Source organism: Kitasatospora sp. NPDC089509 (assembly GCF_044749365.1).
Lineage (GTDB): Bacteria > Actinomycetota > Actinomycetes > Streptomycetales > Streptomycetaceae > Kitasatospora.
Genome location: NZ_JBIVHS010000002.1, coordinates 281,974 through 301,724, shown reverse-complemented (window position 1 = coordinate 301,724; position 19,751 = coordinate 281,974). Strand labels below are relative to the sequence as shown.

The following is a 19,751-nucleotide window of genomic DNA, read 5'->3' as shown; positions in this document are numbered from 1 at the left end:
CGTTAGGCTGAACGGATCAGATGATCTTCAGGAGAGCCATGACCACCGTCAAGCCCCGCGTGCTCCTCGTCACCGACCTCGGCTACCAGGCCCGGGGCCGCCGCTACTGCGACGAGGACATCCGGCTCTCCACCCGGCTGCGCGAGGACTTCGACGTCGCCCTCTGCCACCCGCTGGACGCCGCCCGGCTGATGGACTCCTTCGACGTGGTGCTCGTCCGCAACAGCGGCCCGGTGCTCAACCACCCGGGCGCGTACGAGGACTTCCGCCGGCAGGCACTGGAGCGCGGCACCCGGGTGTACACCCAGCTGACCGGGCGCGCCGACATGGCGGGCAAGCAGTACCTGCTCGACCTCACCGCCGCCGGGTACCCCGTCATCCCCACCGTCGACCGGGCCGCCGACCTCGACCGGCTGCCCGTGGTGCCCGAGTACGTCGTCAAGCCCAAGCTCGGCGCCGACTCCATCGGCCTGCGGATCCTCCCCCGCGAGCAGCTCGACACCGTCCCGTTCCAGGAGGACGTGCTGGTCCAGCCGCTGATCCCGTTCCGCTACGAGGTCTCGTTCTACTTCGTCGACGACGCCTTCCAGTACGCCCTGCACGCCCCCGACCCCGAGCGGCGCTGGCACCTCGAAGCGTACGAACCCAGCGCCGCCGACCTGGAGTTCGCCCGGCGCTTCATTGCCTGGAACACCGTCGAGCACGGCATCCAGCGGGTCGACGCCTGCCGCACCCCCGAGGGCGACCTCCTCCTGATCGAGCTGGAGGACCTCAACCCGTACCTCTCCCTCGACCTGGTCGACGAGGCCACCCGGGACCGCTTCTTCCGTGCTCTCACGGCCGCTCTGCACGCCCTCACCGGCAGGCCCTGAGGTTCGCCGGGCCGGCGCCGGCCCTGACCCGCCGGGCCGCCTCGGTCAGCACCGCCCCCAGCGGCAGGCCGACCCGGGCCTCGGCCAGCTCGTCCCCGCGGGTCGCGCCCTGGTTGACGATCACCACCGGCGTGCCCGCGCGGGCGGCCCGGCGCACGAAGCGCAGCCCCGACATCACCGTCAGCGAAGAGCCCAGTACCACCAACGCCTGGGCCGCGTCGACGAGTTCGAAGCAGCGCTGGACCCTCGGCCTGGGCACGCTCTCGCCGAAGAACACCACGTCCGGCTTGAGCACTCCCCCGCAGACCGCACAGTCCGCGACCTGGAAGTCGTCCACCAGCGGCTGGGTCAACTCGGCGTCGCCATCCGGGTTGACCAGCGCCGGGCCGTCCCGGAAGCCGCCGTTCAGCTCCTCCAGCCGCCGGTCCAGCTCCGTGCGCGGGCTGGTCCGGCGGCAGGCCAGGCACACCACCCGGTGCAGCCCGCCGTGCAGCTCCACGGCGGTGCGGGTACCGGCCGCGCGGTGCAGGCCGTCCACGTTCTGGGTGATCACCGCAGCGACGTGCCCGGACCGGCGCAGCTGCTCCACCGCCCGGTGCCCGGCGTTCGGCTCGGCCCCCGCGATCGAGCGCCAGCCGACGTGGCTGCGGGCCCAGTACCGCTGCCGGGCCGCCGCACTCCCGGTGAACTCCTGGTACGTCATCGGCGCCGCGCGCCGCCGGCTGCCGGTCTCGCCGCGGTAGTCCGGGATCCCCGACTCCGTGGACAGCCCCGCCCCGCTGAGCACCACCACCCCGCGCCCGGCCAGCCGCCGCACCAGCACCGCCAGCCCGGCCGTATCGGCCACCGGGTCGGCAGAGGGCATCCCGAGCGCGTCCATGCCCTCCAGGGTAGGACTGAACCAGCAGCGGCGGTCAGCCGCCGAGGGGCTCCGCCGCCGGGTGGTCGGGGTCGTAAGGCGGCCAGCCCGGATCGCCGGTGCGGGCGAAGGCGGTCCAGGCGCCGTGCACCCGGGCGGCCAACCCGGCCGGGGCGGGGTCGGGGCCGAGCAGGCCGTCGGGGCCGTGCAGCCAGGGCTCGTCGGCCAGGTCGAAGACGAAGGGCAGCTCGATGGTGTGGGCGGCGCCGAGCCGGCCGTCCAGGGCCGTGGAGCGGTAGCCGAAGGTGTAGCGGTGGGTGCGGCCGCCGCCCGTGATCGCGGCGTGGGCCCGGGCGATGCGCTCCGTACCGGCCTCGAACAGGGCGTGGGCGAGCACGGCGGAGCGCAGTTCGCCCGGCGTGGCGTGCGGCCGGGCCGTGCGGAGGGCGGTGAGGACGGTGCCAGGGTCCGCCAGCAGGCGGGCGGCGGCGGCCTCCAGCTCCGCCGCCGTGGTGGACTCCAAGGCGCCCTGCGACACCAGGTAGAGGTTGGCCTCCTCCGCGTTGGTGCCGATCAGCAGGTCGACGTCCCGGGCCGGGCCGGCCGCCAGCGCGTCGGCGGGCTGGACGGGCAGCACCAGGCCGAGCGGGCTGAGTCCGGCCAGCGGGTCCACGGCGGTGTCGGTGCGCAGGTCCAGGCCGACGAGGGCGGGCAGGACGGCCACCAGCCGCTCGTCCGGGACGGCCGCGAACGCCTCGGCGGACGGTTCCACCCCCAGGAGGGCGGCCGCGGCGGCGGTGACCCGCCGGGCCTGCTCCGGGGTGAACGCGCCGGTGCCGCTGCCGCTCTGGACGATCGCCCGCCGGAACAGTCCCCGGGCCTCCGGCAGCGCCAGCAGCGCGCAGATGAGCGTGGCACCCGCGGACTCCCCGAAGACGGTGACGTTCCCCGGGTCGCCGCCGAAGGCCGCGATCGTGTCGCGCACCCAGCGCAGCGCGGCGAGCACGTCCAGCACGCCCCGGTTGGGCGGGGCGCCCGGCAGGTCGAGGAAGCCGGGGATGCCGAGGCGGTAGTTGACCGTCACCAGGACGACGCCGTCCCGGGCGAAGGCCGAACCGTCGTACAGGGCAGCCCGGTTGGAGCCGGCGATGAAGCCGCCGCCGTGCACGAAGACCATCACCGGGCGGCGTCCGCCGTCGGCGGCGGGCGTGTGGACGTCGACGGTGAGGTACTCCGCGCCGGGCACCCAGCCCGGCCCGAAGTAGGGGCTCACATCGAGCCCGTCGAAGACGCGGGGCGGCTGCGGGGCCGTGGGCGAGGGCCGGGTGGCGTCGCGGACGCCGAACCAGCCGGGGTGCGGTGCGGGCGGGGCGAAGCGGCCGGCGCCGGTGGGGGCCGCCGCGTAGGGGACGGCGCGGTAGCGCTCGCCGGGGCGGACGCGGGCGCCGCGGACGACTCCGGCCGGGGTCGTGACGAGCGGGTCTGACGGTCGGGACATGGGACTTGGTTCCTCTCTGGTGATCGAATGGGGTCAGGCGATGCGCGGGAGGGCCGCCCAGTCCTTGACCGCGAAGCCCGCTCCCCGGCGCTCGACCCGGACCGCGCCGCTGCCGCCGAAGTGCGCCGGGAAGACCAGTGCGTGCCGGTCGGCGGCCTCGCCGAGCAGCCGGCGCCGGGTGGCGCGGGATCGCGCCGGGTCCTCGCAGAAGCGGGAGTTGACGTCCGGTTCGGCGATCTGGAGGGCGGTGTGCAGGATGTCCCCGACGAACAGGGCCCGTTCGCCGCCGGAGTCCAGGGTGAGCACGGACGTTCCGGGGGTGTGCCCGGGCGCCAGGTCCAGCCGCAGGTCCCGGTCGATCCGGTGGCCGCCGTCCCACAGCTCCACCAGTCCGGCCCGGTGGACCGGCGCGACGCTGTCCTCGAAGACGTTCCCGTTCCCCTCGCCGAGCACGCTGCGGTGGCCGTTGGCCGGGTCCCAGAACTCGAAGTCGCGGCGCGGCATCAGATAGCGGGCGTTGGGGAACGTCGGGACCCAACTCCCGCCGTCGAGACGGGTGTTCCAGCCCACGTGGTCGACGTGCAGATGGGTGTTGACCACCAGGTCGACGTCCTCGGGCCGCACTCCGGCGGCGGCCAGGCCGGCCAGGAAGTCCGTCTCCAGCCGGTGCCACACCGGAGCGTGCGGCCGCTCCTTGTGGTTGCCCACCCCGGTGTCGACCAGGATGGTGCGGCCCCCGCTGCGCAGCAGCCAGGTCTGGACGGCCGAGCGGCACTGGTCGGTCGCCGGGTCCCAGAAGTCGGGGGCCAGCCAGTCCCGGTGGCGCTGCCACGCGCCGTCGGGGCTGTCCGGGAAGAACTCCCCGGGGGTCAGCCCGACCGGGCCGTAGAACTCCTTGACCCGGGTGACGGTGACGTCGCCGAGGATGAGCTGTTCCGGGTGGCGCTGTTCCGAGTGGTCGTGTTCCGGGTGGTGGTGCACGGGTCCGTCCTCCGGTCCTGGGCCGCCCCGGGGCGGGCGGCCAACTCGAACCGAGCCTCGGCGTTCCGGCCGGCGGGGGCCAGACCCGCCCTTTCCTACCACCCGCAGGGTGTGGCTGGGGCCGGGCCGCCCACCGAATACTGGGGGGATGAACGGACCAGGACCCCTCGGTGACTTCCTCCGGGCCCGCCGGACGCGGCTGCGGCCCGCCGACGTCGGCCTGCGCCAGCTCGGACCGCGCAGGCGGGTGGCCGGGCTGCGGCGGGAGGAGGTGGCCCAGCTGGCGGGCGTCAGCGTCTCGTACTACACCCGGCTGGAACAGGGGCTGTCCCGGGGGGCGTCGGCCGAGGTGCTGGACGCGATCGCCCGGGCCCTGCTGCTCGGCGACCACGAGCGGGAGCACCTCGACCGGCTCGCCGACGCGGCCCGGCACGCGCCCCGGGTGCGCCGCCCCCGGCCGGAGCGGCTGACGGACGGCACCCGCGACCTGCTGCGCGCCCTCGACGGTGTCCCGACGGTGGTGCTCGGCCGCCGTACCGACGTGCTGGCCTGGAACGCCCTCGGCCACGCCCTGCTGGCCGGACACCTGGACCGGGACAGCCCGGACGACCCGGCGCGGCGTCCGAACCTCAACCGGATGCTGTTCCTGGACGCCCACACCCGGGAGCTGTACGCGGACTGGCCGCGCAAGGCCCGGACCGTGGTCGGGAACCTGCGCGCCGCCGTCGGCCGGCATCCGGAGGACCGGCTGCTCGCCGAGCTGATCGGCGAACTGACCATGAACAGCCCGGAGTTCGTCGCCCTGTGGGCCGACCACCGGGTCGCGCCGTGCGACACCGACGCCCACCGGCTGCACCACCCGGTGGTGGGCGAGCTGCTGGTGACCCAGCAGTTGCTGTCGATCGCCGCCGCACCGGAGCAGGCACTCGTCGTCCACACCGCGCCGGCCGGCTCCCCCACCGAGCAGGCCCTCGCCCTGCTCCGCCGGGCGGGCGAGCTCGGCTCCGCGTCGCGCCGGGCGGCGGGCCCGGTCGGCTCCGTCAGCTCCATCACCTCCGTCGGCTCCGTCGGTCCGGTCGGCGCGGGACGCCCGTAAACCGTTCGCGCTCCGGGTAGGCGGCACGTTACCCTCGTCGGCATGGACGTCATGGATCGAAGCCTCACCGCAGCCGCGCGAGCGACCAGCTCGCCGGCCGCCGCCGCCTGACGTACCCCCTCCCCCCGGCGACCGGAAACGGTCCGCCGGTGGTGGCTTCGAGGCGTTCCCGCCTCGGTCCCGGTGCTCGCGCGGTCCGTTCTCCGGCGCCTCCCTCCCCGCGAAGGAGCCACCGCCATGAACACCGACCAGCTCGTCCGCACGTTCCTGGAGTACTACGAGGAACACGGCCACCACCGGATCACCGGCTCGACCCTGATCCCCCCGCCCGGCGACCCGGTGCTGTTCACCACCTCCGGGATGCACCCCCTCACCCCCTACCTGGAGGGCCGCCCGCACCCGCTCGGCCGCCGGCTGGTGAACGTGCAGCGCTGCCTGCGCACCACCGACCTGGACGAGGTCGGCGACCTCACCCACCTGACCGTCTTCGAGATGCTCGGCAGCTGGTCGCTCGGCGACTACGAGGGCCCGCAGAGCCTCGACTGGGGCTACCGGCTGCTCACCGACGGCTTCGGCGTCGATCCGGGCCGGCTGCACGTCACCGTCTTCGGCGGGGACGAGCAGGTCGGCCCGGACACCGGCTCGCTGGAGCTGTGGGAGGGCCTCGGGGTCCCGGTCGAGCTCACCGTCGAGGACAACTGGTGGTCCAACGGGCCGACCGGCCCCTGCGGCCCCGACTCGGAGATCTTCCTGTGGACCGGCGACACCCCGCCGGAATCGACCCCCACCGGGGACGACCGCTGGGTCGAGGTGTGGAACCACGTGATGATGCGCCACCGGCGGCTCGACGACGGCTCGCTCGTCCCGCTCCCCCAGCGCAACGTGGACACCGGGCTCGGCCTGGAGCGGCTCTCCTCGCTGCTGCAGGGCCGTTCCTCGGTCTTCGAGTGCGACGTGTTCGACCCCTGGCGCCAGCTGCTCCCGCCGCTGTGGCCGCTGGACGAGCCCTCGCTGCGCCTGGTCGGCGACCATCTGCGCTCGGCCGTGCTGGTGATCGGCGACGGCGTCCGCCCGTCCAACACCGGCCGCGGCTACGTGCTGCGCCGACTGCTCCGCCGGGTGCTCACCGTGCTGCGCCGGGACGACCCGGGGCGCGGACTCGGCGACCTGCCGGAGGAGTTGCTGCGGCACACCCTCGACCACTTCCGCCAGGAGCTGCCCCCGGAGGTGGTCCGCCGGGTGCTGCTGGAGGAGGAGCGACGGTTCGACCTGCTGCTGGAGCGCGGCCGCCGGGTGCTCTCCCGCCCCCGGTTCCGCGGCCCACTGAGCGAGGACGACCTGCACTACCTCCACGACACCCACGGCCTGCCGCGCGAGCTCGTCCTCGACCTGCGCGGCGCCTGACGGCCGACCAACGCACCGCGCGTCGGCATCGCGCCGCGCGGTGCGTCGGCGTGTCGGGTGGGCCGGCGTGTCGGGTGCTTCGCCGTGTCGGGTGGGTCGGCGACACGTCCGCCCGCCCCCTGGGCAGGCCCCCGCCGGCGCGGGCATGCTACGGGGACGACCGCCCGCCACCATCCGGGAGTTGATGATGAGTCATCCCGACCGACCGGCCGCCCGCCCGGGCCGCCACACCCTGCTCGCCGCCGCGGGGGGCCTGGCCGCCGGGCTGGCCGGGTCCGCCGCCGCCCCCGCGGTGGCGGACCCCGCCCCGGCGGGCGGGCCGGGCGACCCGGCGCCGTTCGGCCCGGCCGCCGTACGCCCCGGCGACCCGCGCTACGACGCCCTGCTGCTGGGCGACAACCAGCGCTTCGTCGGCCGCCCGGAGGAGATCCTGGTGGCCGGCAGCACCGAGCAGGTGGTCCGGGCGGTCCAGGCCGCGGTCCGCTCCGGGCGGCGGATCGGCGTGCGCAGCGGCGGCCACTGCTTCGAGGGCCTCACCGCCGACCCGGCGATCCGGCTGCTGCTGGACCTCTCGCCGTTGGACGCGGTGGGCTACGACCCGGTGCGGCGCGCCTTCGAGGTCCAGCCGGGTGCCACCCTCGGCCGGGTGTACCGGACGCTGTTCAAGGGCTGGGGCGTCACCCTGCCGGCCGGCGGCTGCCCCGAGGTGGGCGCCGGCGGCCACCTGGTCGGCGGCGGGTACGGCCCGCTGTCGCGGCGCTACGGCTCGGTGGTGGACCACCTGTACGGCGTCGAGGTGGTGGTGGTCGACCGCGACGGCACCGCCCGCGCGGTCGTCGCCACCCGTGAACCGGACGACCCCGCACGGGAGTTGTGGTGGGCGCACACCGGCGGTGGCGGCGGGAACTTCGGCGTGGTGACCAGGTACTGGCTGCGCTCGCCGCAGGCCGACGCCGAGGCCCGGTCGGCCGCACCGGACCCGGGCCGGCTGCTGCCGCCGTCGCCCGCCCACATGCTGGAGCGGCTGGTGGAGTGGCCCTGGGACCGGGCGAGGACGACCGAGCGGGCGCTCACCACCCTGCTGCGCAACTTCTGCGAGTGGCACGAGCGCAACAGCGACCCCGGCTCGCCCGGCGCCGGTCTGTACGCCGTTCTGCGGCTCAACCACTGGTCGGCGACCGGCTTCTCGATGGTGGTCCAGATCGACGCCGACCTCCCCGGTGCGGCCGCGCTGGTGCAGGACTTCGTCGACCGGGTGAACACCGGCACCGGCCTCGACGCGGGCGGCGGCAGCGCGACCGTCCCCTGGCTCTACCCGATGACCTGGCCGGGCAACGGCGAGGCCGGCGACATCATCACCCGCCGCTACAAGGGCAAGGCCGGCTACCTCCGACGCTCCTTCACCGAGGACCAACTGGCGGCGGTCTACCGCCACTTGACCAATGCCGGGGGCAACCCCGAGTGCGGCCTGCTGGTGGTCGGCTACGGCGGGCAGGTCCGCGCCGTGGAGCCCGGCGCCACCGCGGTGGCCCAGCGCGACGTCGTGATGAAGGCGGTCTACCACAGCGTCTGGGCCGACCCGGGGGACGACGCGGCCAACCTCTCCTGGGTGCGCGAGCTCTACCGGGACGTCTACGCCGACACCGGCGGCGTGCCCGTGCCGGGTGAGGTGAGCGACGGCTCGTACATCAACTACCCGGACGTCGACCTCGCCGATCCGGCCTGGAACACCTCCGGCGTCCCCTGGCACACCCTCTACTACAAGGACGACTACCCGCGCCTCCAGCGGGTCAAGGCCCGCTGGGACCCGCGCGACGTGTTCCGGCACGCCCTCTCGGTCGGGCTCCCGGGCTGAGGCCCGCTGTCCCCTCCCCCGGCCGGGCGCCGGGGCTGACGGGCCGCCGGGCCGTCAGCCCCGGATCGCGCCGGTGGCGAGGCCGGCGGCGATCCGGCGCTGGACGAGCAGGAAGGCGACCACCACCGGCAGCGCGGTGAGGGTCGCCCCCGCCATCAGGCCGCCGTAGTCCGTGCCGAAGCTGGTCTGGAAGGAGACCAGCCAGATCGGCAGCGTCCGCTTGGAGTTGCTGGACAGCAGGACGTACGCCAGCACGTACTCGTTCCAGGCCTGCACCAGGGCGAAGATCGAGGTGGCCACCAGGCCGGGGGCGAGCAGCGGCAGGGTGACCCGGCAGAAGGCGCCCAGCCGGCCGCAGCCGTCGACCATGGCGGCCTCCTCCAGTTCCGGGGGGATGGCGACGATGAAGCCGCGCAGCATCCAGACCGTGAAGGGGAGGGCGAAGGCGAGGTAGGTGAGGATCACGCCGGTCAGGGTGTCGGTCAGGGCGAGGTCGTTGAGCAGCAGGTAGACGGGGATGACCAGGGCGATCAGCGGGATGGTCTGGACGCAGAGCAGCGCCAGCACCAGGGCCCGCCGGCCGGCGAAGGCGAACCGGGCGACCGCGAAGGCCGCGAGGGTGCCGATGACCAGGGAGATCAGCACCGTGCCCACGCCGATCACCACGCTGGAGCGGACGTTGGACCAGAAGCCGTCCGAGCTCACTGCCCGGCGGAAGTTGTCCAGGGTGACCGAGCTGGGCCAGAACTGCGGCGGCAGGTGGAGGATCTGGCTGGCGGGCCGGAACGCGGTCAGCACCATCCAGTACACCGGGAAGGCCATCACGGCGGCGGCGAGCAGCCCGACGGCGTCGGCGATCCGGCGGTTGCGCCGCCGTCTGCGGTCCCGGCTCGTCATTCGACCTCTCCCGTCCGCAGCACCTGGCGCAGGTAGACCGCGGATCCGCCGAGCAGCAGGACGACGGTGACCAGGGCGATCGCCGCGCCCGCGCTGTAGCGGTTGACCGCGAAGGACTCGATGAAGGAGTAGACGCCGAGCAGGTAGTAGTCCCGCTCCGGCTGGCCACCGCGCATCAGCCAGATCTGGCTGAACGCCCCGAAGTCCCAGATCGCCGACAGTGCCGCGACCACCGTGAACAGCGGCCTGATCATCGGGAAGGTGACGTGGCGGAAGAGGGCCACGCCGCGCGCGCCGTCGACCCGGGCGGCCTCCTCCAGTTCGGCGGGCACCTGGGTGAGCGCCGCGTGCAGTGTGATGGCCGCGAACGGGATCGCCCCCCACACCACGACGGCGACGATGACGGCGAAGCCCTGCCAGGGGTTGCTGAACCAGTTGTGCCCGCGGAAGTCCGCCCCGGTGACCCGGCCGAGCAGCCAGTTGACCACGCCGTAGTCCGCGTCGGAGAGCCAGCGGAACACCGAGGCGGCGACCATGAACGGCATCGCCCACACCGCGACCTGGACCCCGACCAGCACCACCCGCACCCAGGACGAGACCGCGCGCAGCAGCAGCGCGAACGCCAGCCCGCACAGCATGGTGAGCCCCGCGCAGACGAGGGCGAAGGCCACCGTGCGCGCGACCACGGCCCAGAAGAAGCCGTCCGACAGGACCGTCCGGTACTGGTCCAGCCCGACCCAGGGCGGCGCGGTGCCGGCGAACAGCTGCTTGCGGGTCATGTCCTTGAAGGAGAGCAGGACCATGTCGACCAGCGGGTAGCCGAGCACCAGCAGCAGGGTGCCGACCATCGGCGCGATCAGCAGGTACGGGGTGGCCCGGCGCGCCCGGCGGGCGCCGCCCGGTCGGCGCGCGGGCACGGCGGGGTCGGCGGGTGCGACGGGTTCGGCGCTCCTGATCGCGGGTCCCGGGGGGATCGTGCCACCTCAGTTCTTGTTGATGACGGCGTCGATCCGGCCGTCCGCCGTCTTCGTCGCGTCCTCGACCGTGTGCTTGCCGGTGGCGATGTCCTCCAGCATCTCCTGGAGGATGTTGGCCTTCTCGACCGCCACCCAGCCCGGGGCCGGCGGGGTCACCCAGCCGCGGGCGGCGGCCTTGGCCGCGGAGCCGTTGACGCCGGCCGGGTCCACGTCGGCGAGCTGGGCGGTGTTGTTGGGCAGGGTGTTGGCCTTGATCAGGCGCTGCTGGGAGGTCCGGTCGGTGAACAGCTTGATCCAGTCCTGGGCGAGCTGCTGGTTCTTCGACTTGGTCGGGACGGCCAGTTCGGAGCCGCCCAGGAAGGGCGGCAGCGGTCCGCCGGAGGGGCCGGGGAAGGGGAAGGTCGCGAACTTGCCCTTCAGTGCCGGGTCCCCGCCGGACTGCGGGTCGGCGGCGGCCTCGGCCTCCCAGGTGTTGCCGTAGAACATCGCGACCTTGCCCTGGCCGACCACGGCGGGTTCGTCCCCGTTGTCCTTGGAGCGGTCCCCGACGTAGTAGGCGTCCAGCAGGTCCTTCCAGGCCTTCAGCCCGGCCACCGACTTGGGTGTGGACAGCGCGCTCTTCCACTGGTCGCCGGTCTTCACCGCGATGTCGCCGCCGGCGTCCTTCAGGAACGCCAGCGCGGCGTACCAGTAGCGGCCGGGCATGTAGAGCGCGGAGAAGGCGTGGTCCTGGGCACCGAACCTGGCCTTCAGCGCGTCGAGGTCCGTGATCAGCTCGGGGTAGGTGTCGGGGGCCTTCGTCAGTCCGGCCTGCTGGAACAGGTCGGTGCGGTAGATGCCGACCCGGGCGCCGACGTAGTAGGGGACGCAGTAGGTGCGGCCGTTGAGTTCGCAGGGTTCCTTGAGCGCGGGGAGCCACTCGGCCGAGTGGTCGTAGTTCGCCGGGTCGACGGCCGCGAAGGCGTCGTTGACGAGGTAGTTCACCACCTCGCTGTTGCCCATCTCCACCACGTCCGGCACGTCGCGGCCGGCCAGGGCGGCGTCCAGCTTGAGGTTCTTGGTGGTCCACTGCTGGTATTCGACGGCGACGTCCACACCCGGATGCTGCTGCGCGAAGCGGGTGTTGGTGGCCGCCACGAGGTCCGGCCAGCTCTCCTGGGCGTCGACGGTCAGCCAGACGGTGAGCCGTTGGGAGCCCTTCGCCGATCCGCCTCCGCCGCTCTCGCAGGCCGCCGCGCCCGCCAGCAACGCGACGGCCGACGCGGTCGCGACCACCCCGCGCACCGTTCTTGTCATGACCCCTCCTCCTCCGCCGACTTGCTGGGCGCAGTTACCCGCTGAGCCTCAACTCACGCCGGGGGAACCGACTTTCGGCCATCACGGTGCTGACGATCAACTGACCCGACGTCAGATCGATGCTATCGACACATGGGGCGATCCCTCCGGAGGCACAAACGGTCACCCCGTCCCGTCAACGCGAACAATGACGCAAAGGTCACCATCGGCAATCGGGCAACTCTTGACGGTGACGGCCCCCGGTTGCACCTTGGCAGCACACACACCCCCTACCGAAGGATGCGCACGTGACCGAGCTCGGCGCGCAGACCACGGACCCGAACACCCGCCCCCTCCGCGTCAACGCCTGGAACGGCTGGGACCCCCTGCGGCACGTCATCGTCGGCCGCGCCGACGGCACCATGGTCCAGGCCCCGGAGCTCGCGGTCCGCCGGGACTACCCGGACGACGGCTTCCCGCTGGGCACCTACGGGCCGATGCCCGAGGACATGACCGCCGCGGCCAACGAGGAACTTGACGCCTTCGCCGAGCTGCTGCGCCGCCGCGGCATCCGGGTGGACCGCCCCACCCCGCTCGACTTCAGCGCGCCGGTCACCACCCCCGAGTGGACCCAGCCCTCCATGTTCGGCTGCATGCCGCCCCGGGACCTGCTGCTCACCGTGGGCAACGAGGTGCTGGAAGCGACCATGTCCTACCGCAGCCGCTGGTTCGAGTACCTGTGCTACCGGCCGGTGCTGCAGAGCCTGTTCGACGGCGACCCGCGGATGCGCTGGGAGGCCGCGCCCAAGCCCCGGCTGACCGACGACTCCTACCACGCCGGGTTCTGGGACACCTTCAACACCCAGACCACCGAGGAGCAGTTGGCCCGGGTGCGCGACTACGACCTGGTGCTCACCGAGGCCGAGCCGCTGTTCGACGCCGCCGACGTGGCCCGGTTCGGCAAGGACCTGTTCGTCCAGCTGTCCTTCGTCACCAACCGCAGCGGCTACGACTGGCTCAAGCGGCACTTCCCCGACCACCGGGTGCACGCCGTGACGTCCACCAACACCCACCCGCTGCACATCGACTCCACCTGGGTCCCGCTGCGCCCGGGCCTGGTGCTGCACTGCGGGGAGCGGCTCGCCGACCCCGAGCTGATGGAGTTCTTCAAGCTCAACGACTGGGAGATCGTCGAGGCCGTGCAGCCGGCCAGCTGGGACCACCCGCCGAAGCTGTCCTTCTGCAGCCCCTGGCTGGCGGCCAACATGCTGAACCTGGACCACAACACGCTGTGCATCGAGGAGAACGAGGTCCGACTGGCCGACCAGCTCTCCGGGTACGGCTTCGAGATCGTCCCCGTCCCGTTCCGCGCGGTCGGCCCGTTCGGCGGCGGGCTGCACTGCTCGACCGTGGACATCGAGCGCGAGGGCGGGCTGGAGGACTACTTCCCCCGGCGGTACGGGAGGTACTGACCCCGATGACCCGCATCCGGGGCGTGATCTTCGACTTCTACGGGACCCTGGTCCGGATGGTCGACCCGCTGCCGCCCAGCCACGCCTCGGTGTTCGAGCGGCGCGGGCTGGGCGCGGCGGGGGCCCGCTGGGGCGACCAGTGGTCGGTCGGCCCGGCCGACGGCGAGCAGCACGTGGCCCACTCGGTCAGCGAACAGTCCTATCTGGCCTGGGAGTTGGAGCGACTCAGGACCAGGGCCCGGGCCTGCGGGGTGCCCGCCGGGGAACTGGACGGACTCGCCGCCGAGTTGGACACCGCCATCAAGGCCATCCACCTGGAGCTGTTCGACGACGTCCAGGAGACCCTGGCCGGGCTGCGCCGGCGCGGGCTGGTGGTCGCGCTCTGCTCCAACTGGTACTGGGACCTGGACCGGGCCGTCGCCCGGGTCGGGCTCGCCGACCTGCTGGACGTGGTGGTCACCTCCGCCCGGGCAGGCGCCCGCAAACCGCACCCCCGGATCTTCCGGACGGTGCTGGACGGGTGCGGCCTGCGGCCGGAGGAGGCCCTGTTCGTCGGGGACGCCTGGGGTCCGGACGTCGAGGGCCCGCTGGCCATGGGCATGCGGGCGGCCCACCTGTGGCGGCCGGACCGCGCGGTGGACGGCGAGGCCCCGCCGGTGCACGGCGGGGCCGTCCGGATCACCGGTCTGGCGGCGGTGGCGGAGCTGGTGACGGATCCGCCGCCCGGTCCACCGGACCGTCCGCAGCCCCCTCCACCGCCCGGTCCACGCCGAGGCGGTGGCGCAGCCGGTCGAGCAGGTTGCGGGTGACCTGCTCGACGGCCGCGTCCTGCCCGCGGCCGACCACCGCCGGCCAGTCGGTGGTGCCGGCCGTGAAGACCGTGCCGCCCCGGGTGTACAGCCCCATCGTGGCGGCCCGCGGCCCGGTGGCGCCCGGCTCGCGCTCGGGGCAGTTCCAGTGGCCCCACTTCAGGGTGTGGAAGTCCTCGTGGACCGGCCGCAGCAGGTGGACGCCGAGCACCAGGAAGGAGGCGGGGGTGCCGTCCGCGCCGGTCGCCCGGGCCACGCCGTCCGGGCCGTAGGCGATCGCGGCGCCGTCGCACTCGTAGCCGACCAGCGGGGTGCCGGCGCCCAGCGCGTCGGCCGGGCCGCCGTCCGAGCCGTCGCGCAGTCCGGTCCCCCGGTAGATCCAGTGGTCGGCGTGCTGCACGGTGTAGCCGTCCAGCGGCCGGTCGCCCGGCCACTCGCCCGGCCACATGCCGCCGTTGCGGAAACTCACGCCGGTCAGGGAATTCTCCGGTTCGCCCACGCCGTCCGGTTTTTCCGCCCACCACAGATCGGTCGCCGGGAGGTGGGGGTAGGCGTCACCGACCCGGTGGTCGGTGTCCGAGACGAAAGCGGTGTTCCGGTCGGTCGGATGGATTCGCCACCAGCAGGTGTTGGCACTCAGGAAAGCCACGTTTCCGCCGCCCGCGACGAAGGATTCCACCCGGGCGCGCATCGCCGCGCTCCAGTATTCGTCGTGCCCGACGCTGAGCAGCAGGTCGTAGTCGGCCAGCAGGGCGGAATTCTCGTGCAGGTCCAGGTCGGTGCAGTATTCGACGGGGTAGCCGTTGCGTGCCAGCCAAGCGATGAACGGTGCGTCCCAGTACGCCAGGTCGATGATGCCGCCGGGCCGGTGCAGGCTCAGCTTGTGGCCGCGCGGCCGGCCGTCGGCGCCGTCCTGGTACACCGGGTTGTCGTAGAGGCTGGCGGCGCGCTCGGCCGCCGGGTGGTCGGCCCGGTTGTAGGCGTGCCGGGTGTAGCTGGACTTCTTGTACAGGATGCGGGAGTGCCGGCCCGGGTGCACCGGCCTGACCACGAAGAACTCCCGCTCGGGGCCCTCCAGGGTCGCGCCGTCCAGCACCGGGTCGGCCGGTTCGGCGCCGGTGCCGCGCTCGACGAACAGTGCCACGTAGATCCCCGGCGCCCAGTCCGCCGGGACGGCGAAGGCGTACGGGGGCCAGCCCCAGTCCTCGGCCGGGGAGGCGTGGCCGGCCACGCCGTCCGGGTGCGGCGGCGGCGGACGGTGGACGCCCGGGTGCCACCCCGTCCGGGCGATGAACTCCACCCGCTCCCCCAGCCGGTAGAAACAGAGCCGGAAGGCCGCCGCGTCGGTGGAGACGTGGCACACCAGGGTGTCTCCCGCGACGACGCTTTCCCGGCCGAAATACCCCTCGATCATGCTGCCCCCAGCATTCCTCGAATGATCGGACGGTCACGCTAGCGCGCCCGCCACCGCCCTTTCCACGGGCCGTGCTTCGGCCAGTCGGCACGCCTTTCCGGACATGCGGATCCGGGCACGTCTGCCGTCCCGTCGGACGGGGTAGCCGGGAACGGGTTGCGGCACCATGTCTCCTGTCGTACGGAAGTCGAGGGGAAAACGAATGGACAACAGACTCCGCGTCCGTGAACTGATCCTGGGCATCGAGGGAATGGCCCTGCTGCGCAACGCGGTCGGGGGCGACGAGGCCTTCCTCAAGGCCCGGGTCGAGGAGATCCGCAGGTTCGCCACCCAGGACGACGAACCCATGCCGGACGCCGAGGCCGAGATCCACGAGCTCGAACTCGCGGGCGGCTACGCCGAGTGGGCCCAGCGCTACGACTCGCTGCCCAGCTCCTTCATCCAGGTCGAGGAACCGGTGCTGCACGGCCTGCTCGACGGCCTCCCGGCCGGGGTCGCGCTGGACGCGGCCTGCGGCACCGGCCGGCAGACCGCCGCGCTACTGGCCCGCGGCCACCGCACCATCGGGGTGGACCAGTCGCCGGAGATGATCGCCCGGGCCCGCGAGCGCGCCCCGCAGGCCGAGTTCCGCACCGGCCGGCTGGAGGCGCTGCCGCTCGACGACGACTCCGTCGACCTCGCCGTCTGCACCATGGCCCTCACCCACCAGCCCGAAGTGGACGGCGCGGTGGCCGAGTTGGCCCGGGTGGTGCGCCCGGGCGGGCGGGTGCTGATCTCCGACCTGCACCCCTTCGTGATCGCGCTGCAGGGCCAGTGCATCTTCGTCCGCGGCCCGGGCCGGCTCGGCTTCGTCCGCAACCACCTCCACCTGCCCAGCGCCTACCTGAACGCCTTCACCGCCACCGGGCTCCAGGTCCGCAGCTGCCACGAACCGGTGTTCAACGGCAGCCTCGCCCCCGGCGGCTACGAGGAGTTCGTCGCCGACGCGGCCCGCGCCGCCTGGGACGGCCTGCCGCTGATGGTGATCTGGGAGGCGGTGGTGCCGGAGTGACCGCGCCGTCCTGGGTGGTGGCCCGCTACAGCGAACGGCCGGAACTGTGGGACCGCATCCCGGCGGACTTCGCCGGCGTGGTGCCGGAGTACAACCTGCACGGCGACATCGCCGACGACTACTGGGACCGGCTGTTCGCGGAGTTCCCCGAGTACCAGTTCCTGCTGTACGACGAGGCGGCCGACACCGTGCTGGGCACCGGGCGCTCGCTCCCCCGGGGCTGGGACGGCTCGGCCGAGGGGCTCGGCCCCGGACTGGACGACTCCATCGCGGCGGCCTTCCGCGACCGCGACGCCGGGACGGAGCCGACCGCACTCTGCGCCCTCGGCGTCGAGGTCTCCCCCGCCCACCAGGGCCGGGGCCTGTCCAAGGTGCTGCTGCGGGAGCTGACCGGGCTCGCCCGGACGGCCGGCCTGGCCACCGTCGTCGTCCCCGTCCGGCCCACCCACAAGGACCGCTACCCGCTGGTCCCGATCGAGCGCTACGCCCGGTGGACGCGCGCGGACGGCGCCCCCTTCGACCCCTGGGTGCGCACCCAGGTCGGGGTCGGCGGGGTCCTCGCGCACGGCGTGCCGCGGTCCTCGCGGATCACCGGGACGGTCGCGGAGTGGGAGTCCTGGACCGGCCTGGCGTTCCCCGAGGACGGCGACTACGTCTTCCCCGCCGGCCTGGCCCCGGTGCGCATCGACCGGGAGCGCGACCTCGGCACCTACTGGGAGCCCGGCGTCTGGGTCACCCACGACGCCCGGGGTCGCTGAGCAGCCGGCTCCCGCACCGGATCGCGCTCCAGGCGTACCCGGTGAGCAGCGCGGCCTGCTCCGGCGTCACCTCCGGGCGCCGCTCCGCCGGGAGGCTGGCCATGCCGAGGGTGGACACGGCGCGGGACCGCAGCCGCTCGTGCTCCGGTCCGGCCGTGCCACCGCCCCGCCGCCGGGCCGCGGCCTCCGCCTGGGCGCCGAGCAGCAGGGCGTGCAGCCACAGCTCGTCGGCGTACCGGGGGCCGAAGGCGCGGCCGATCCGGGCCGCGTCCTCGGCCGGTCGGTGGGCGCGGACCAGCCCGTCCAGCTCCGCCTCGGTGAGGCCGGTGTGCGGCAGGGCCTCGCGCCAGGGGAGGTGGCCGGTCGGCTCGGGCTCCCAGGAGACCTGGAGGTAGCCCTCGCCGTTGCGCATGTAGGGCAGCCAGTCCGGCCGTTCCAGCACCCAGCCCTCGGCGAGCAGCGGACGGGCGTCCGCCTCGTCGAGCGGGCAGGCGGCCCGGCGGACGCCCTGCGCGGCGTGCCCGTTGATGCTGCTGGTGCCGATGTGCTCGACCACGCCGGGGACGGCCAGCAGCGCCATCCGCCCGCGCGGCCGGAGGAAGGCGGAGAGCACCTCGTCGTCGTGGCGCTCCCCGCTCCGGCCGGCGAACCGGCGGTACCCCGTCACCAGGTCGACCGGGAGGCAGACGGCCAGGGTGGGGGTGAACTCCTGCGGCACCCCGCGCACCCACCCCGCACCGGCGAGCGCCGCCAGCCGGGACAACGCGCCGTTGCGCGCGTGCCAGTTGGTGTAGAAGACCAGGGCGTCCTCCGGGAAGCGCCGCACCGCCCCCGCCACCAGGTCGAGCAGCGCGGCGGGGGCGGCCACGTCGTCCTGCACCATCAGGTGGTGGGTGGCGCCGGGCTCCGCCTGCCCCCAGGCCACCAGCGCGGTGCGCAGCGCCGACGGTCCTTCGTCCGGTCGGGGATCGACGGCCAGGTTGCCGACGCCGAGGTGGGCCGCCAGTTCCTCGGCCTGGACCCGGCGCACCGGGTGGGTCATCACGGAGGCGCTGATGCGGGGCGCGGCGGTCATCTCGGGGGCTCCTTCGTCGGGTGGCGGGGCGTGTCCGGCGTCGCCTGTCGGGGCGCGGTGACGTCGCACGGCGGGGCGCGGCGGGGCGCGCGGACCGATGGTGGCAGACGCCGCTCGGACCGCTCGCGGACAACCGGGGAAAACGACCGGAAATTGGCCGTCCGAATCGTCAATGCGCCCAAGGTGTCCGGAACTCGACGACTGATCCCGGCCTTTAGGGGCAGGGTAGGAGAGGCCAATTCGCCGTGCCCCACGAAGGAGAACCATGGCTGCCGATCGTCTCGACCTGGTCTCCAAGCTTTACCAGCCGTCAGGCTGGCCGAGGATATTGGAGGTGGCCGCCGGATCCCGTTCCACCGCCCCGCTCGTGGTCGATCTCGACCCCACCACCTTCTGCGACCTGGCCTGCCCCGAGTGCATCAGCGGGAAACTGTTGAATCAGGGCCGTTTCTCCGCGGAACGACTGTCCGAACTCGCCCGGGAACTGGTGGAGATGTCCGTCCGGGCGGTGATCCTGATCGGTGGCGGGGAACCGCTCGCCCACCCCGGCACCAAGCGGGTGCTGCGCGTCCTCGGCGAGGCCGGCCTCGCCGTCGGGGTGGTCACCAACGGGACGCTGATCAGGCAGAACCTGGACGAGCTGGCCGCGTACGCCTCCTGGGTCCGGGTCTCGGTGGACGCCGGGACCAGCGCCACCTACGGGGTGTTCCGGCCCGACCGCAAGGGCGCCAGCGTCTTCGACCGGGTGATCGCCAACATGCGGTTGCTGGCGAAGGCGAAAAGCGGAGCCCTCGGCTACTCATTCCTGTTGATGTCCCGCCCGCAGGCCGATGGAAAATCCGTGAGCAACCATCACGAAGTGCACACCGCAGCCGAATTGGCATATGACATCGGTTGCGATTACTTCGAGGTAAAGGCCATGTTCGACGACGACCACCACATCATCCCGGTCGCCGATTCCCTGCTCTCCTCCGTCGAGGAACAGTTGGCCCGGGCCGCCCGGCTGGAGTGCGACACCTTCCAGATCGTCAACTCCTCCACGCTGCATTCGCTCCGGAACCACCGCGGACCGGTCCAGCCGAAGCAGTACGAACGCTGCCGGATCGCCGAATTGCGGACGCTGGTGACCCCCTCGGGGGTCTACACCTGTGCCTACCACCGCGGCAACGAGAAGGCGCGGATCGGGGACGCGGTCACCCAGAGCCTGGCCGAGATCTGGCGGGACTCGGACCGCGGGCTGGTGAACCCGAGTTCGGACTGCCGGTTCCACTGCGCGCGCCACGCCTCCAATCTGGAGCTGGAGCGGATCGGCGAGGGCGACGGGGCCCCGGTCCTGGACGCCGACTACGACCCGTTCATCTGATGGCCTGATCGTCGGCCGCCGCCGCTCCCCCGCGTGCGGGGCGGCGGCGGCAGCGGGCGGCGCCTCCGGTTCCGGAGGCGCCGCCCGCTGTCATC

At 73.4% G+C, this 19,751-nt stretch carries 16 protein-coding genes and 1 pseudogene; 9 read left to right on the top strand and 8 right to left on the bottom strand.

What is annotated here, in order from left to right; all coding sequences use genetic code 11:
* Positions 1-38: 38 nt before the first annotated feature.
* Positions 39-872 (top strand): hypothetical protein, encoded by an 834-nt coding sequence (locus ACIP4P_RS04840; protein WP_400914806.1) that lies wholly within the window; start codon positions 39-41, stop codon positions 870-872.
* Here the strand turns inward: ACIP4P_RS04840 and ACIP4P_RS04835 are convergent.
* The 3 genes from ACIP4P_RS04835 to ACIP4P_RS04825 are packed head-to-tail and all read right to left on the bottom strand — an operon-like array spanning position 856 to position 4,210.
* Positions 856-1,752, bottom strand: a complete 897-nt coding sequence (locus ACIP4P_RS04835; protein ID WP_400914804.1) for an NAD-dependent protein deacetylase — start codon at positions 1,750-1,752, stop codon at positions 856-858. The two genes, ACIP4P_RS04840 and ACIP4P_RS04835, sit on opposite strands and share 17 nt — an antisense overlap.
* Before the next feature lie 34 nt (positions 1,753-1,786).
* Positions 1,787-3,229: a carboxylesterase/lipase family protein gene (locus tag ACIP4P_RS04830; RefSeq protein ID WP_400914802.1), complete on the bottom strand. Its 1,443-nt coding sequence runs from the start codon at positions 3,227-3,229 to the stop codon at positions 1,787-1,789.
* A 33-nt stretch (positions 3,230-3,262) separates the two neighbouring features.
* Positions 3,263-4,210: an MBL fold metallo-hydrolase gene (locus ACIP4P_RS04825; RefSeq protein ID WP_400914800.1), complete on the bottom strand. Its 948-nt coding sequence runs from the start codon at positions 4,208-4,210 to the stop codon at positions 3,263-3,265.
* A gap of 148 nt (positions 4,211-4,358) precedes the next feature.
* On the opposite strand from ACIP4P_RS04825, the gene ACIP4P_RS04820 reads away from it, so the two are divergent.
* The 3 genes from ACIP4P_RS04820 (at position 4,359) to ACIP4P_RS04810 (ending at position 8,565) form a co-directional block, all read left to right on the top strand.
* Complete coding sequence (locus ACIP4P_RS04820; protein WP_400914798.1) at positions 4,359-5,306, top strand: helix-turn-helix domain-containing protein; 948 nt, start codon at positions 4,359-4,361, stop codon at positions 5,304-5,306.
* A 237-nt stretch (positions 5,307-5,543) separates the two neighbouring features.
* Positions 5,544-6,710 (top strand): alanine--tRNA ligase-related protein, encoded by a 1,167-nt coding sequence (locus ACIP4P_RS04815; RefSeq protein WP_400914796.1) that lies wholly within the window; start codon positions 5,544-5,546, stop codon positions 6,708-6,710.
* Positions 6,711-6,897: 187 nt separating this feature from the next.
* Positions 6,898-8,565 (top strand): FAD-binding oxidoreductase, encoded by a 1,668-nt coding sequence (locus tag ACIP4P_RS04810; RefSeq protein WP_400914794.1) that lies wholly within the window; start codon positions 6,898-6,900, stop codon positions 8,563-8,565.
* A 54-nt stretch (positions 8,566-8,619) separates the two neighbouring features.
* Here ACIP4P_RS04810 and ACIP4P_RS04805 read toward each other — a convergent pair whose 3' ends face one another.
* The 3 genes from ACIP4P_RS04805 to ACIP4P_RS04795 all read right to left on the bottom strand — a co-directional run bounded on the left by ACIP4P_RS04805 (position 8,620) and on the right by ACIP4P_RS04795 (position 11,735).
* On the bottom strand, positions 8,620-9,462 hold the full coding sequence (locus ACIP4P_RS04805; RefSeq protein ID WP_400914792.1) for a carbohydrate ABC transporter permease: 843 nt from the start codon (positions 9,460-9,462) through the stop codon (positions 8,620-8,622).
* Positions 9,459-10,379, bottom strand: a complete 921-nt coding sequence (locus ACIP4P_RS04800) for a carbohydrate ABC transporter permease (RefSeq protein WP_400914790.1) — start codon at positions 10,377-10,379, stop codon at positions 9,459-9,461. Before ACIP4P_RS04800 ends, ACIP4P_RS04805 begins: the two co-directional genes overlap by 4 nt.
* A 66-nt stretch (positions 10,380-10,445) precedes the next feature.
* Positions 10,446-11,735, bottom strand: a complete 1,290-nt coding sequence (locus ACIP4P_RS04795; RefSeq protein ID WP_400914788.1) for an extracellular solute-binding protein — start codon at positions 11,733-11,735, stop codon at positions 10,446-10,448.
* A gap of 287 nt (positions 11,736-12,022) precedes the next feature.
* On the opposite strand from ACIP4P_RS04795, the gene ACIP4P_RS04790 reads away from it, so the two are divergent.
* Together ACIP4P_RS04790 and ACIP4P_RS04785 are read left to right on the top strand one after the other, a co-directional pair.
* Positions 12,023-13,186 (top strand): serine/threonine protein kinase, encoded by a 1,164-nt coding sequence (locus tag ACIP4P_RS04790; RefSeq protein ID WP_400914786.1) that lies wholly within the window; start codon positions 12,023-12,025, stop codon positions 13,184-13,186.
* 5 nt (positions 13,187-13,191) lie between these two features.
* Positions 13,192-13,785 (top strand): annotated as a pseudogene (locus tag ACIP4P_RS04785) (HAD family hydrolase); the annotation flags it as partial.
* A gap of 79 nt (positions 13,786-13,864) precedes the next feature.
* Here ACIP4P_RS04785 and ACIP4P_RS04780 read toward each other — a convergent pair.
* Positions 13,865-15,409 (bottom strand): N,N-dimethylformamidase beta subunit family domain-containing protein, encoded by a 1,545-nt coding sequence (locus tag ACIP4P_RS04780; protein ID WP_400914784.1) that lies wholly within the window; start codon positions 15,407-15,409, stop codon positions 13,865-13,867.
* 202 nt (positions 15,410-15,611) lie between these two features.
* Here ACIP4P_RS04780 and ACIP4P_RS04775 point away from each other — a divergent pair, with 202 nt between their 5' ends.
* Complete coding sequence (locus ACIP4P_RS04775) at positions 15,612-16,460, top strand: class I SAM-dependent methyltransferase (protein ID WP_400914782.1); 849 nt, start codon at positions 15,612-15,614, stop codon at positions 16,458-16,460.
* Positions 16,457-17,218: a GNAT family N-acetyltransferase gene (locus tag ACIP4P_RS04770; protein ID WP_400914781.1), complete on the top strand. Its 762-nt coding sequence runs from the start codon at positions 16,457-16,459 to the stop codon at positions 17,216-17,218. Before ACIP4P_RS04775 ends, ACIP4P_RS04770 begins: the two co-directional genes overlap by 4 nt.
* Here ACIP4P_RS04770 and ACIP4P_RS04765 read toward each other — a convergent pair.
* Positions 17,193-18,293, bottom strand: a complete 1,101-nt coding sequence (locus ACIP4P_RS04765) for a hypothetical protein (RefSeq protein WP_400914779.1) — start codon at positions 18,291-18,293, stop codon at positions 17,193-17,195. The two genes, ACIP4P_RS04770 and ACIP4P_RS04765, sit on opposite strands and share 26 nt — an antisense overlap.
* A 265-nt stretch (positions 18,294-18,558) precedes the next feature.
* On the opposite strand from ACIP4P_RS04765, the gene ACIP4P_RS04760 reads away from it, so the two are divergent.
* Positions 18,559-19,656 (top strand): radical SAM protein, encoded by a 1,098-nt coding sequence (locus ACIP4P_RS04760; RefSeq protein ID WP_400914777.1) that lies wholly within the window; start codon positions 18,559-18,561, stop codon positions 19,654-19,656.
* Positions 19,657-19,751 lie beyond the last annotated feature (95 nt).